The 11658-nt window shown below is 64.8% G+C and carries 15 protein-coding genes; 5 read left to right on the forward strand and 10 right to left on the reverse strand.

What is annotated here, in order from left to right; all coding sequences use genetic code 11:
- Nucleotides 1–31 precede the first annotated feature (31 nt).
- The 7 genes from sucD to mdh all read right to left on the reverse strand — a co-directional run bounded on the left by sucD (nt 32) and on the right by mdh (nt 4763).
- Complete coding sequence (gene sucD, locus EN874_RS21245; protein ID WP_127427125.1) at nt 32–934, reverse strand: succinate--CoA ligase subunit alpha; 903 nt, start codon at nt 932–934, stop codon at nt 32–34.
- 27 nt (nt 935–961) lie between these two features.
- On the reverse strand, nt 962–1378 hold the full coding sequence (locus EN874_RS21250) for a PIN domain-containing protein (protein ID WP_126086837.1): 417 nt from the start codon (nt 1376–1378) through the stop codon (nt 962–964).
- On the reverse strand, nt 1305–1610 hold the full coding sequence (locus EN874_RS21255; protein WP_127427126.1) for a hypothetical protein: 306 nt from the start codon (nt 1608–1610) through the stop codon (nt 1305–1307). Before EN874_RS21255 ends, EN874_RS21250 begins: the two co-directional genes overlap by 74 nt.
- Before the next feature lie 84 nt (nt 1611–1694).
- Complete coding sequence (locus EN874_RS21260; RefSeq protein WP_127427127.1) at nt 1695–2180, reverse strand: DUF1579 family protein; 486 nt, start codon at nt 2178–2180, stop codon at nt 1695–1697.
- A gap of 2 nt (nt 2181–2182) precedes the next feature.
- Nucleotides 2183–2554 carry a cupin domain-containing protein gene (locus tag EN874_RS21265; protein ID WP_127427128.1) on the reverse strand — a complete coding sequence of 124 codons (372 nt, stop codon included), beginning with the start codon at nt 2552–2554 and terminating at the stop codon, nt 2183–2185.
- A gap of 5 nt (nt 2555–2559) precedes the next feature.
- The gene (gene sucC, locus EN874_RS21270) at nt 2560–3753 is read right to left on the reverse strand and encodes an ADP-forming succinate--CoA ligase subunit beta (RefSeq protein ID WP_127427129.1); all 1194 of its coding nucleotides are present in this window, start codon (nt 3751–3753) and stop codon (nt 2560–2562) included.
- A 41-nt stretch (nt 3754–3794) separates the two neighbouring features.
- Nucleotides 3795–4763, reverse strand: coding sequence for a malate dehydrogenase (mdh, locus tag EN874_RS21275; protein ID WP_126086843.1), 969 nt, complete (start codon nt 4761–4763; stop codon nt 3795–3797).
- Between the two features lie 213 nt (nt 4764–4976).
- Here mdh and EN874_RS21280 point away from each other — a divergent pair, with 213 nt between their 5' ends.
- Nucleotides 4977–5405: a GNAT family N-acetyltransferase gene (locus EN874_RS21280; protein ID WP_127427130.1), complete on the forward strand. Its 429-nt coding sequence runs from the start codon at nt 4977–4979 to the stop codon at nt 5403–5405.
- A 38-nt stretch (nt 5406–5443) separates the two neighbouring features.
- Here EN874_RS21280 and zapE read toward each other — a convergent pair whose 3' ends face one another.
- The 3 genes from zapE to EN874_RS21295 all read right to left on the reverse strand — a co-directional run bounded on the left by zapE (nt 5444) and on the right by EN874_RS21295 (nt 7952).
- A complete protein-coding gene (gene zapE, locus EN874_RS21285) occupies nt 5444–6643 on the reverse strand; it encodes a cell division protein ZapE (protein ID WP_127427131.1) in 1200 nt (399 codons plus the stop codon).
- A gap of 134 nt (nt 6644–6777) precedes the next feature.
- Nucleotides 6778–7317 (reverse strand): protease inhibitor Inh/omp19 family protein, encoded by a 540-nt coding sequence (locus EN874_RS21290; protein WP_127427132.1) that lies wholly within the window; start codon nt 7315–7317, stop codon nt 6778–6780.
- 191 nt (nt 7318–7508) lie between these two features.
- Entirely contained in the window at nt 7509–7952 is a 444-nt protein-coding gene (locus EN874_RS21295) for a hypothetical protein (RefSeq protein WP_127427277.1), read from the reverse strand.
- A gap of 127 nt (nt 7953–8079) precedes the next feature.
- Here EN874_RS21295 and EN874_RS21300 point away from each other — a divergent pair, with 127 nt between their 5' ends.
- From EN874_RS21300 to mtaB, 4 genes are all read left to right on the forward strand, one after another.
- A complete protein-coding gene (locus EN874_RS21300; protein ID WP_127427133.1) occupies nt 8080–9087 on the forward strand; it encodes an MBL fold metallo-hydrolase in 1008 nt (335 codons plus the stop codon).
- A gap of 73 nt (nt 9088–9160) precedes the next feature.
- On the forward strand, nt 9161–9322 hold the full coding sequence (locus tag EN874_RS21305) for a DUF1328 family protein (protein ID WP_127427134.1): 162 nt from the start codon (nt 9161–9163) through the stop codon (nt 9320–9322).
- Nucleotides 9323–9444: 122 nt separating this feature from the next.
- Nucleotides 9445–10329, forward strand: coding sequence for a diaminopimelate epimerase (gene dapF, locus EN874_RS21310; protein ID WP_127427135.1), 885 nt, complete (start codon nt 9445–9447; stop codon nt 10327–10329).
- Complete coding sequence (mtaB, locus tag EN874_RS21315) at nt 10329–11657, forward strand: tRNA (N(6)-L-threonylcarbamoyladenosine(37)-C(2))-methylthiotransferase MtaB (protein WP_127427136.1); 1329 nt, start codon at nt 10329–10331, stop codon at nt 11655–11657. The genes dapF and mtaB overlap by 1 nt, the downstream gene beginning before the upstream one ends.
- The last annotated feature ends 1 nt before the right edge of the window (nt 11658 follow it).

The following is an 11658-nucleotide window of genomic DNA, read 5'->3' on the forward strand; positions in this document are numbered from 1 at the left end:
CTTCCATTCACCATTCACCACGCACTATTCACTAACCCTTGATCGCCTCGACGAGCGTCGTTCCGAGCCTTGCCGGCGACGGCGAAACCTTGATGCCCGCCGATTCCATCGCCGCGATCTTGTCTTCCGCGCCGCCCTTGCCGCCGGAGATCACCGCGCCCGCATGGCCCATGGTGCGTCCTGCCGGCGCCGTGCGCCCGGCGATGAAGCCCGCCATCGGCTTCCTGCGGCCGCGCTTGGCCTCGTCCTTCAGGAACTGCGCGGCGTCTTCCTCGGCCGAGCCGCCGATCTCGCCGATCATGATGATCGACTTGGTCTCGTCGTCGGCGAGGAACATCTCGAGCACGTCGATGAACTCGGTGCCCTTGACCGGGTCGCCGCCGATGCCGACCGCGGTGGTCTGGCCGAGGCCGACATTGGAGGTCTGGAAGACCGCCTCATAGGTAAGCGTTCCCGAGCGCGAAACAACGCCGACCGAGCCCTTGCGGAAGATGTTGCCGGGCATGATGCCGATCTTGCATTCGTCGGGGGTGAGCACGCCCGGGCAGTTCGGACCGATCAGCCGTGAGCTGGAGCGGTCGAGCCGCGCCTTGACCTTGACCATGTCCATCACCGGGATACCCTCGGTGATGCACACGATCAGCGGGATCTCGGCCTCGATCGCCTCGATGATCGCTTCGCCCGCGCCCGCCGGCGGCACATAGATAACGGAAGCGTTGGCGCCGGTCTTTTCCTTGCCCTCGGCGACGGTGGCGAAGATCGGCAGGCTCTCGCCCTTGGAGCCGGTCCAGGTCTCGCCGCCCTTCTTCGGATGGATGCCGCCCACCATCCTGGTGCCGTGATAGGCCAGCGCCTGCTCGGTATGGAACGTGCCGGTCTTGCCGGTCAGACCCTGAACCAGCACCTTGGTGTTCTTGTCGACGAGAATGGACATGGGTGGGAACGCCTCTGACTTCAGCGATTACAGGAAAGGATTGACGGCCCGGACCGAGCCATAGACCTGGTTGTGGTTGAGATCTTCGGTGTAGAAAACCGGCGCGCCGAGATACGCCGCCGCCGCAAGCAGCGCAGCGTCGTAGTAGTGAATTCCGTAGCGCCGCGCGAGGTCCAATCCCGCACGGACATAAGTTTCGTCGACAGGTGCCAGCGGGCAGGTTCCGAGGAACACCAGCCATTGGTCGAGCAGATCATCCCCGACAAGGGACTTCCCACGCGCCACGGCGACGAATTCAGCCAAGATCTGCCCAGACACGCCAAAGACGGTCCGCGAGATAAGCTCTTCGGCGATTGGCGCGCGGCGCGGATCACGATTTTTCTCCGAAGCCGCGTAGATCAGGACGTTCGTGTCGAGAAAGCAATCGATCTTCCCGGTCGGCATAGGCGTCCCTTCGATCCCATTTGTAGGGAGTGTCGGCGCTGTCGCTTCGTTTCGCCGCCTCGTCCATGAGCCGCTTCATTCCGGCCTTGGCCCAGGCAATCCTGTCTTCCTGCTCGACCTCATGCTCAAGCAGCGCACGGATAAGGGCGTTGAGCGTCGTCTTGCGACGCCCGGCAAGACCGCGCGCCTTTTCGAGCAGGCCTTCGTCCACAGCCAGGGTGACGTTCTTCATCGGTCATCTCCACATAAATACACAGGGTATATATGTGTGATACTGTGTGGTTCTTCAACCGCCTTGCCCGCGATCTCCATCGGTTCAGCCTTCCCCGGAAGGCGAGACGCGCCGGTAGAGGCCGCTCACCATGTCTTGCCAGGCATCGCTGCCGGCGGGCTTGAATTGAAGCTTCATGCGGTAGGTATCGGCGCCTTCAAAAACATAGGTCACGCGCGCGGCGCCGCGCGGGGACGACCGTTCGAGCACAAGCTCGTTGCCGCTCCAGGCGCCTGTGGCCGGCGCCTGCGGCACAAACCCCATCGAGTCGAACTGGTGCATGGTGACGACGCCGTTCTGCTGGTCGAAGCCGAACACATTGTGCGCGCCGAACGAGATCGTGCCGTCGCGGCGCTGGCGATAGCGCTGCACCACGAACAGGCCGCCGAACTCGGGCTGCGCCTGCACTTCCGAAGTCGCCGTGCCGGCATCGGCCCATTGCGTGGCCGACACCTCCTCCTCGCCGCGCCACGCGCCGACCAGCGCCTGCAGGCGCTGGTGATCGGCCGAAAGCGAAGAGAAGGCGTTCATGGTCAGAGCCGCTTCAGATCGGTGACGGTGAGGTCGCTCTTGGCGTTGCCGGTGTTGAGCGTCGTCGCCGGCTCGAACATCAGCACCACCGGTTCTTTAGTCAGTGAGCGCGGCCGGTGCTCGACGCCGCGCGGCACGACGATGAAATCGCCCTCGCCGAGCTCGACCGGCCCGTCGCGGAAATCGATGGCGATCCTGCCGCGCAGCACGAGGAAGGCTTCATCCTCGTTGTCATGCGCGTGCCAGTCGAAGGTCTCGCCGAACTTGGCGACCTTGGCCTGGCTGTCATTGACGTCGCCAGCGACATGCGGATCGAAGACCCTGGCGATCTTCTGATCCGCCGCCTCGACCAGGTTTATCTTGCGCGGAGGCATTGGCTCTAGCCCTTTACCGCCTTGACGATCTTCTTGGCAGCGTCGTCGAGGTCGTCGGCCGACACGACATTCAGGCCACTGTCGTTGATGATCTTCTTGCCGAGCTCGGCGTTGGTGCCTTCCAGCCGCACCACCAGCGGCACCTTCAGTCCGACTTCCTTGACCGCGGCGATCACGCCCTCGGCGATGACATCGCACTTCATGATGCCGCCGAAGATGTTGATCAGGATGCCTTCGACCGCCGGGTCCTTGGTGATGATCTTGAACGCCGCCGTCACCTTCTCCTTCGAAGCGCCGCCGCCGACGTCGAGGAAGTTGGCCGGCTCGGCGCCGTAGAGCTTGATGATGTCCATCGTCGCCATGGCGAGGCCGGCGCCGTTGACCATGCAGCCGATATTGCCGTCGAGCGCGACATAGGCGAGGTCGTATTTGGACGCCTCGATCTCCTTTTCGTCCTCTTCGGTCGTGTCGCGCAGCTCCATCACGTCCGGATGGCGGAAGAGCGCGTTGTTGTCGAACGACACCTTCGCATCGAGCACGCGCAGATGTCCGTTCTTCATGACGATCAGCGGGTTGACCTCGAGCAGGCTCATGTCCTTCTCGACGAAGGCCTTGTAGAGGATCGGGAACAGCGTGCCGCCGTCTTGTGCCGCATCGCCGTCGAGCTTCAGCGCGGCGTTGAGCTTCTTCACGTCGTCCGCCGAGACACCCTTTTCGGGGTCAATGGCGACGGTGAGGATCTTTTCCGGCGTGTCATGGGCGACCGCCTCGATGTCCATGCCGCCCTCGGTCGAGACGACGAAGGCGATGCGGCCGACCGAGCGGTCGACCAGGATCGACAGATAGAGCTCGCGCTCGATGTCGGCGCCGTCCTCGATATAGAGACGGTTGACCTGCTTGCCGGCCGGCCCGGTCTGCTTGGTCACCAGCGTGTGGCCGAGCATCTCGTTGGCGTTGGCCACCACTTCGGCCGCCGACTTCGCCAGCCTGACGCCGCCCTTGGCGTCGGCCGGCAGTTCCTTGAACTTGCCCTTGCCGCGGCCGCCGGCATGGATCTGGCTCTTCACCACATAGAGCGGGCCGGGCAGCGCCTTGGCGGCGGCTTCCGCCTCGCTCGCCTTGAACACCGGAACGCCGCTTGCTACCGGCGCGCCGAAGGACTTCAGCAGCGCCTTGGCCTGATATTCATGGATGTTCATGCGCTTGGTCTCCGGAGAGGAACGATTACTTGCCGGCGAGATTACTTGCCGGCGAGATGTGGGGCGATCTTGGTGCAGGCCTCGGTCAGGCCCTGAACGGCGGCCACCGAATTGTCGAACATCTTCTGCTCGGCCTTGGCGAGGTCGATCTCGATGACGCGCTCGACGCCGCCGGCGCCGATCACCACGGGAACGCCGACATAGGTTCCCTTGACGCCATACTGACCGGAAAGGTGCGCGGCGCAGGGCAGCACGCGCTTCTTGTCCTTGAGATAGGATTCGGCCATCGCGATCGCCGAGGCCGCCGGCGCGTAATAGGCCGAGCCGGTCTTCAGGAGGCCGACGATCTCGGCGCCGCCGTCGCGGGTGCGCTGCACGATCTGGTCGAGCTTCTCCTTCGAGGTCCAGCCCATCTTGACGAGGTCCGGCAGCGGGATGCCCGACACCGTCGAATAGCGGATCATCGGCACCATCGAATCGCCGTGGCCGCCGAGCACGAAGGCGGTGACGTCCTCGACCGAGACCTTGAACTCTTCGGCCAGGAAGTAGCGGAAGCGGGCGCTGTCCAACACGCCGGCCATGCCGACGACATGGCTGGTCGGCAGGCCGGAGAATTTTTGCAGCGCCCACACCATGGCGTCGAGCGGGTTGGTGATGCAGATGACGAAAGCCTTCGGCGCGTATTTCTTCAGGCCGGCGCCGACCTGTTCCATGACCTTCAGATTGATGCCGAGAAGATCGTCGCGGCTCATGCCGGGCTTGCGCGGCACGCCGGCGGTGACGATGCAGACATCCGCGCCCTCGATGCCGGCATAGTCGTTGACGCCGGTCAGCCTGGCATCGAACCCGTCGACCGGCGAGGACTGGGCGATGTCGAGGCCCTTGCCCTGCGGGATGCCCTCGGCGATATCGAACAGCACCACGTCGCCGAGATCCTTGAGGCCGATCATATGGGCGAGCGTGCCGCCGATCATGCCCGAGCCGATGAGCGCTATCTTGTTGCGTGCCATGTCAGGATGTTTTCCCTTTGTCTGTGACGGTGCCGTGACGGGGCCGGGGAGGCCGAAAGGATGCGGGAACCCGCGAGATTTCGCCGCACCCAATAGCTCCGGCGTGGAAGAAATTCAAACGATTATTTTGAGCCTAGTGTTTTCAATCGGTTAGATGCGTTGGGACTTACGTAAACGTCAAAATTCTTAAGCCGACTGAGGAGAATTTACACAATGACCGTCGAAATCAGAAGGCTTCATCCCGGCGATGACGCCCTTGTGATGCAGATGGCCGAAGAGGTGTTCGACGAGCCGGTCCGGCCCGATCGCCTCGCCGCCTACCTCGCCTCGCCCGGCCATTTCATGATCGTGGCGATAGTCGATCAAATTGTGGTCGGGCAATGCGCCGCCGTCATCCACCGCCACCCGGACAAGGTGAGCGAGCTCTACATCGACGAGGTCGGCGTCGCGCCCGCCTTCCAGCGCCAGGGCATAGCGCGCAAGATGCTGGACGCCGTGTTCGCGCTCGGCCGCGAGCATGGCTGCGAGGAAGCATGGGTGGGGACGGAGCCCGACAATGGGCCGGGGCGGGCGCTTTATGAATCGCGGAACGAGCCGCATGGACCGGCGGAGGATTTCGTGATGTATGCATACCGCCTATAGATTAGCGTCGGCGGGACAGCGGCCTTCCGGAATATCTTCTACCCCTGAGCCAGCCGCGCCTCTGCCGGCGCCTCACGCTCGCGCCGTTCCGCCCAGCCTTCCAGCCAGTCGCGGCTCTGCATCTCGACCAGCCGCGAGGCCGTTCGCTCGAATTCGAACACCTCCGTGCCGCGCCTGGCGGTGTAGAGCCCTTCGGGCTGCGCGGCTGCGCTCATCACCAGCCGCATGCGGTGGTCGTAAAGCGTGTCGACCAAGAGGATGAAGCGCTTGGCCTCGTTGCGCTTGCCTTCGCCGAGCACCGGCACATGGTCGATGAAGATGGTCGAGAAGCGGCCGGCGATCGCCAGGTAGTCGCGCGCGCCGAGCGGCTTTTCGCAAAGATCGGCGAAGGAGAAACGCGCGGCTTCGCCGGCGGCGCGGGGCACGACGAGCTGGCGCCCTTTAAGCGTCAGCGTCACCGCTTCCGCCGGCCTGCCATGCGTCATCGTCTTCCAGGCCTCGTCGAGCGCCCGGTCGGCCGCCGCGTCGGCCGGCGTCACATAGACCGGCAGGCGGTTGAGCTTTTCCTGCCGATAGTCCTTTTCGGCATCGAGCGTCATCACCTCGGCGTTGCGTTCGAGCAGGCCGATGAAGGGCAGGAAGAGCTGGCGGTTGAGCCCGTCGCGGTAAAGGTCCCCCGGCGCAACATTGGAGGTGGCGACCAGCACGACACCGTTGGCAAACAGCGCCGAAAACAGCCGCGACAGGATCATCGCGTCGGCGATATCGGTGACCGAAAACTCATCGAAGCACAGCACCCAGGCTTGCTCGGCCAGCGCGCGCGCCACCGGCGGGATCGGATCGTCTTCCTTGACGTCGCCGTTCTTACGCGCCGCCCGGTGCTTCTGGATGCGGTCCTGCACGTCGGCCATGAAGTCGTTGAAATGGACGCGGCTCTTGCGCCGGACCGGCAGCAGCTCGAAGAAAATGTCCATCAGCATGGTCTTGCCGCGCCCGACACCGCCATGGATGTAGAGGCCCTTGACCGCCTCGTGCGGCTTTTTGCTGCGCGCGAACAGCCAGCCCAGCGCGCTCGATTTCTGCGCCAGCCTTTTTGCCGAGATTTCGTCGATCAGCCGGTCGAGCGCGGCGACGACGCGCTCCTGCGCCGGATCGCGTTCGACCACGCCGGTTTCGACAAGATGGTCGTAACGCTGCCTGACGGTCACATGGGTCTGGAGGCCGTCACGCAGATGCATAGGTCACGTCGTTTGCTCTGAGCAGAATGCTCTAGGAAAGAGTTAGGGTGTGTTGAGATTCAGGTCAGGCCGAGCCGAGAATGGCGGCTTTCGTTCGCAGGCCGGCATCACCTGAATATCAGCATACCCTAGCCTTACCTTGTAAGCGAGATCGGCTGCCCGCTGGAAGTCTGGCCGTCGAACTTTTCGCCGCCGGAGGAATAGAGTCTGGCCAGAGCGCCGCCGTTTTCGTCGTAGAGCGTCAGCTGCTTGCCGGCGACGTTCCACGACTTGATGCCGTCGATCGGGGCCGGGCAATGCAGCGGCCCGGCGCGGTAGCCGGCGCCGAACTTGGTCTGCGGCGTCGCCACCTTGCAGCCCTGACCGCCGACGCTGACGTTCCAGACACCGGCGACGCTGGCCGCGGTCAGGTCCGTGGCGCCAGCGGGCGCGGTGCCGTCCGGCGGCAGCGAGGCGACCTGGCTGTTCTTCGGCGCATTCGGGAATTGCGACGGGTCGGTGGTGCCCGGAGCGGCCGGCGGCGGCAGCTGGTTCTGCGTCACCGTGCCGGACGGCGCCGGCGTGAGCGGCGCCGGCTGCTGGTCATCCATCGACGAGAAGCGCGAGGTCGAGCAGCCGCTCGCAACGAGCGCGGCCAGCGATACGGCCAAAAGGCCAGTCCTATAAAAAGTCATTCCAACCTCCGTCGGATCCGGTGGGGGGCGCCGTCCGCGTAAAATACCTGCTTCACCAAGATGGCGAAGGTGGCAGAATTTCAACCCGATATGGTTAAAATAGGGTTTTCGGGGCCGCTGTTGCAAATTTATCGCAACCGCCATCGTCACCCGGTCCCGACCGCGAACGTGGGTCCTAACGTGTTGAAATCTCAGGCCTGCAGCCGCGCGCTGGGCACGAAGACATAGCCGTCCGGACCGACAATATAGCATTCGCGCAGGCCATGCGGCTTGTCGATGGAGCCGGCCAGCACGACGTGGCCGAGCGCCGCCGCCTTTTTCTCGACCGCATCGGGATCGGCGCCGTAGAGGCGCAGCTCTATCCCGGCCCCGCGTGTCTCGGCGCCCGCGGTGACCCCGGTCATCGGGTTGTCGAGATAGGAATGGTCGGCATGCAGCATGATGATCGAGCCAATAAGCTCGATCGCCGCGAAATCCTCGTCGGCATAGATGATGCGCGCGCCAAGCACGTCGCGGCAGAAAGCCTCCATCGCCGCCATGTCGGTGACTAAAAGGTTGACGCCCAGCCCATGCGGCAGCGAGCGGCCGAAATCCTCGGCCTTCATCCACGGCGTCCTGGTCCGCTTCATTGCCATGACGGTCACCCCTCTCTCCCGATCCTAATTGAAGCGGGCTTCGCCAGTTGGCATTCGGCGGCAAAATGCTTGCGCCAAGCGGGCGCATCCTTATCTCAGGACACGAGACAAGCTGGCGGAAAAGAGAATGGCCGCAAGAAAAAGAACCGCCAACCGCTATTACAGCGGCCCGCTTAGCGATCATTTCGACGGCGCCTTGTTCTTCAACCCTGGCGGCAAACCGCCCGGACGCTTCGCCGATCTCCTCAGATGGCAGTTCGGCGGCAAACGGGCGAAATGGCCGGCCGCCTGGCCAAGCCCCCATCCGCCGGCAAAACCGTACGCCCGAGTGGAAGGCGACGCGCTCAGGCTGACCATGGTCGGCCATGCCTCGCTCCTCATCCAGACCGCGGGCCTGAACATCCTCACCGATCCGGTGTGGTCGGAACGCGCCTCGCCCTTCGCCTTTGCCGGCCCCAAAAGGGTCAACGCGCCGGGGATTGCCTTTGCCGACCTGCCGCCGATCGATCTCGTCCTGGTCAGCCATAATCACTACGACCATCTCGATCTCGCCACTCTGAAACGGTTGCGGGAGAGCCACGACCCGCTGGTGATCGCGCCGCTCGGCAACGACGCCGTCATCGGCCGCGCGGTGCCAGGCATGCGGCTTGGCGTGCATGATTGGGGCGACCGGGTCGACATCGGCGCGGCCGCCATCCATGTCGAGCCGGCGCATCACTGGTCGGCGCGTGGCGGACGCGATCGCCGCATGGCGCTGTGGGCGGGCTTCGTCATCGAGACGGCCGCCGGCAACATCTACTTTGCCGGCGACACCGGCTTCCATGACGGCATCAACTACCGGCTGATGGCGGAAAAGCATGGCGGCTTTCGGCTGGCCATCCTGCCGATCGGCGCCTACGAGCCGCGCTGGTTCATGGCGCCGCAGCACCAGAACCCGGAGGAAGCGGTGCAGGGCATGAGACTGTGCAACGCCGCCCATGCCGCCGGCTGCCACTGGGGCACTTTTCAGCTGACCGACGAGCCGATCGAGGAGCCGGCGCAAAAGCTCGCGGAGGCATTGGCGGCAGAGCGCATGTCGCACGAGCGATTTCGCGCCATGCGCCCGGGCGAAGTGTGGGATGTGCCGTCCGCCTAGCCCGCTCAGGCAGCGGAACCGGAAGCACATGTCCGCGTTGCTTCCTTGACACAATTCGGCAGGGAGCCGTCTCATGATCAAGTGGATCATCATCCTTCTGATTGTCGCGGCAGCCGCGAGCCTGCTCGGCATGCCGGCGCTGGCCGGCGCCGCCGCCCTGGGCGCGCGAATTCTGATCGGCATCGTGCTGATCCTGTTCCTGCTGCTCCTGCTCGGCGTCTTCGCGGTAACCTAGGCACGACCACTTGGTCGTCGCCGGCCCGGCGCCTTCGGCGTGGCCAGGTCCGCGCGCTGGACTGGTAATTCCCGCCCGTTTCCGCCATATAGCGCCAAACGGACACGGAAATGACGGGATCGATGGCAGGCACCGCCCCCTTCGCCAAGATGAACGGCATCGGCAACGATATCATCGTTGCCGATATGCGTGGCCGTGCCGACAAGGTGACGCCGGAAGCGGCGATCGCGCTCAACGGCGACGCGGCGACCAAGTTCGACCAGATCATGGCGATCCACGACGCGCGCACGCCCGGCACCGCTTATTACATCGACATCCTGAACTCCGACGGATCGGGCGCGCAGGCCTGCGGCAACGGCATGCGCTGCGTCGTCCAGGCCCTGGCCGCCGAGACCGGGCAGAAGAGCTTCACCTTCGAGACTCGCGCCGGCATCCTCAACGCAAAGGAACATGCCGACGGCACGATCTCGGTCGACATGGGCAAGCCGCGCTTCGGCTGGCAGGAAATCCCGCTCGCGGAGGAGTTCCGCGACACGCGCATGATCGAATTGCAGATCGGCCCGATCGACGCGCCGGTGCTGCATTCGCCCTCCGTCGTGTCGATGGGCAATCCGCACGCCATCTTCTGGGTCGACCGCGACGTCTGGTCCTATGAGCTCGACCGCTTCGGCCCGCTGCTCGAGAACCACCCGATCTTCCCCGAGCGCGCCAACATCACCATCGCCCAGGTGACGTCGCCGCAGACGATGATCATCCGCACCTGGGAGCGCGGCGCGGGCCTCACCAAGGCCTGCGGCTCGGCCGCATGCGCCGCCGTGGTGGCCGCGGCCCGTACCAAGCGCACCGGCCGCAGCGTGTCGCTGGTCACGCCCGGCGGCGGCGAATTGCATGTCGAGTGGCGCGAGGACGACCACGTCATCCTGACGGGCGCCGCCGAATGGGAGTTTTCCGGCAGCTTCGATCCCTCGACCGGCGCCTGGGCCCGCGATACCGAAAGCGCCGCCTGATGTCCGCACTGCAAAAAGGTCCGGTTTCTGCGGACCCCATCTCTAAAGGAATCGACGTCGTCACGTTCGGCTGCCGCCTCAACACCTATGAATCCGAGGTGATGCGCCGCGAGGCCGAGAACGCCGGCCTCGGCGCGCTGGAGGGCGGCGCCGTCATCTTCAACACCTGCGCCGTCACCGGCGAGGCCGTGCGCCAGGCCAAGCAGGCGATCCGCAAGGCCCGCCGCGAGAACCCTGAAGCGCGCATCATCGTCACCGGCTGCGCGGCACAGACCGAGCCGCAGAATTTCGTCGCCATGCACGAGGTCGATCTCGTGCTCGGCAACGAGGAGAAGCTCAAGGCCAACTCCTACCGCGCGCTGCCCGATTTCGGCGTCAACGACACCGAGAAGGCGCGCGTCAACGACATTTTTTCGGTGCGCGAGACCGCAGGCCACATGGTCGACGCCATCGAAGGCCGGGCGCGCGCCTTCGTGCAGGTGCAGAACGGCTGCGACCACCGCTGCACCTTCTGCATCATCCCCTACGGCCGCGGCAATTCGCGCTCGGTGCCGATGGGCGCCGTGGTCGAGCAGATCAAGCGCCTTGCCGGCAACGGCTATGCCGAGATCGTGCTCTCCGGCGTCGACATGACCGGTTTCGGCGCCGACCTGCCCGGCAGCCCGAGGCTGGGAAAACTGGTGAAGACCATCCTGCGCCAGGTGCCGGAGGTGAAGCGGCTCAGGCTCTCCTCGATCGATTCCATCGAGGCCGACGAAGACCTGCTCGAGGCCATCGCCACCGAGCCCAGGCTGATGCCACATCTGCATCTGTCGCTGCAGTCGGGCGACGACATGATCCTGAAGCGCATGAAGCGCCGCCATCTGCGGGACCAGTCGATCCGCTTCTGCGAGGATGTGCGCAAGCTGCGCCCTGGCATCGTGTTCGGCGCCGACATCATCGCCGGCTTCCCGACCGAGACCGAGGCGATGTTCGAGAATTCGGAGAAAATCGTCGAGGAGTGCGGGCTGACGCATCTGCACGTCTTCCCGTTTTCCCCGCGCGAAGGCACGCCCGCCGCGCGCATGCCGCAAGTCCGCCGCGAGGTGGTCAAGCAGCGCGCCGCCAGGCTGCGCGCCGCCGGCGAGGCCGCCTATCGCCGTCATCTCATGTCCCTTGGCGGCACGCGCCAGTCGATCCTGGTCGAGCGCGACGGGCTCGGCCGCACCGAAGGTTTCACGCTTGCCGCGATCAACATTGGCGCGCCGGGAGAGATCGTCGATGCTGTCGTCACCGGCCATGACGGCGCCCGTCTGATCGCGGCACCCCTCGCCGCCCAAGCCGCCTGAG

It is taken from the genome of Mesorhizobium sp. M1D.F.Ca.ET.231.01.1.1 (assembly GCF_003999155.2).
Taxonomy (GTDB): Bacteria; Pseudomonadota; Alphaproteobacteria; order Rhizobiales; family Rhizobiaceae; genus Mesorhizobium.